The sequence below is a fragment of the Ruegeria sp. AG7 genome (assembly GCF_056541545.1).
Window position 1 is genome coordinate 1 of the sequence record NZ_JBQFYP010000049.1, and the last position, 1506, is coordinate 1506.

The window sequence follows — 1506 nt, forward strand, 5'->3', positions numbered from 1 at the left end:
GATGCTGTTGAAAAAGTCGATGTGTAAGCGCGGCGGAAATAGCGGCTGAAGTCTTCCTGCTCGGCTCTTCACGCCGAGATTGGTCTGAGCTTTGCAAGTTTGCGGAGGTTCTGGACTGTTGCTGCGAGGTGGAACTCATCCTTGGCGCCGTTTGGTCCTCTAAGGCGGAGGCGGTCGAGGCCGATGATGCGTTTGAGGTGGGCGAAGAGCATCTCTACCTTCTTTCTGGCGTAGCTGGAGACGACATAGGCATCGGTCTTCGCGATATCCCGTGCTTTTTGGCGGGCGTCTTCATGCCTGGATCGGGCGATTTTCCGGGTCGCCTGGTTGGGCGTGCATCGGGGCTTCAGCGGACACGCCGCGCATTCCTGTTTCCGGGCGTAGTATTTCTTGAAGCCATCCTTGCCGAACGCCGGGCGCCCCTTTGAGATGTTCCGCCAGTACGGCTTCAGCTCCTTCCCGCCGGGACATTTGTAAGCATCGGTGTCCGGATCGTAGGTGAAGTCGGTGGCAGGAAACGCGCCGTCCTTGCGCTCGGACTTGTCGAAGACCGGGATGTGGGGTTCGATACCTTGCTCTTTCACAAGCCAGCCAAGCATCTCCGCCGCACCATAGGCCGTGTCTGCGGCCAGCAGCCATGGGTGCAGGTCGAAACGGTCTTGGGTTCTCACCAGCATGTCTCGCACGGCACCCACTTCCGCCTGACGTATCGGCGCAGTCGCTTCGACATCGACGATGATCGCATGGTCCAGATCGACCAGGTAGTTGGTGCTGTAGGCAAAGAAGGGCCTGTCGCCATTGGCTCCGGTCAACCGCGCGGCCGGGTCGGCGGGCGAGATCGCCTTCGGCTTTACCGGTGTCGCAGCGCCGAAGGCCGCATCATCGAGCGTATCAAGGTATTCCTGCGTCGCCCGGTTTGCAGCATCTGCTGCAGACCATTCCGAGAAGTCCACCTTCGTATAGCGGCTGGCATCAGCCTTGATGAGCGAAGCATCTGCTCCAAAGCTCTCGCCGCCGACCAGTCCCTCGGCAATGCAGCGCGCCAGCACCTGCTCGAACAGATGCCGGAAGAGGTTGCTGTCCCGGAAACGTCCATGTCGGTTCTTGGAAAAGGTGGAATGATCGGGCACCGGATCGGCCAGATCGAGGCGACAGAACCAGCGATACGCCAGATTCAGATGCACCTCTTCACACAGCCGCCGCTCTGACCGGATACCGAAGGCATAGCCCACAATCAGCATTCGGATCATCAGCTCGGGATCAACCGAGGGCCTGCCTGTTGAACTGTAGAACGGCGCGAGATGTCGGCGCATGTCAACAAGGTCTACAAACCGGTCGATCGCGCGCAAAAGGTGATCCGTCGGAACGTGATCCTCAATACTGAACTCGTAGAACAGCGCACCCTGCGCAACTTGCCTCGGTCCCATCATCAGCAACTCTCCTGCAACTCAAGAGAATTGAATCAGCAGCCAAAGCATCGCTCAAGCAGAGTTTTTCAACAGTATC

1 protein-coding gene is annotated in these 1506 nt (G+C 58.7%); it reads right to left on the reverse strand.

Going from position 1 to position 1506, the window contains the following annotated elements:
* Window positions 1-68: 68 nt before the first annotated feature.
* Entirely contained in the window at window positions 69-1430 is a 1362-nt protein-coding gene (locus tag ACR0BF_RS20300; protein WP_209505932.1) for an IS1182 family transposase, read from the reverse strand.
* Window positions 1431-1506: the final 76 nt, after the last annotated feature.